The following is a 316-nucleotide window of genomic DNA, read 5'->3' as shown; positions in this document are numbered from 1 at the left end:
AGCCGTAATAGGGTGGAATGATGGTACAATTCTAACCCTCCACGGACAAACCTGGACCTCTGGTAACGAATTTATTCGTACTATGTATTCAAGGATACTTTACCAGGTAGCTCAAACCAATGCCTTTATTCGCCAAACCAGCGATGCTGAGCTTGATGCATTTGGAGTTGACCAGAGTACGCGTGCCGAGATAGAAAACTTTAGAGCAGAAGCGCGCTTTCTTAGAGCCTTAAGCTATTATCATGCACTGGACCTTTTTGGAAATCCTCCTTTCATAACAGAAGAAGATCCCGTAGGTGCATTCCTTCCGGAACAA

The 316-nt window shown here is 44.6% G+C and carries 1 pseudogene; it reads left to right on the top strand.

The features are described from left to right. A pseudogene (locus tag HC175_RS22340) lies at positions 1-316 on the top strand (RagB/SusD family nutrient uptake outer membrane protein); the annotation flags it as partial.

It is taken from the genome of Salinimicrobium oceani (assembly GCF_012037645.1).
Note: the sequence above shows the minus strand (reverse complement) of the source record. Positions and strands in the feature narration are given on the sequence as shown.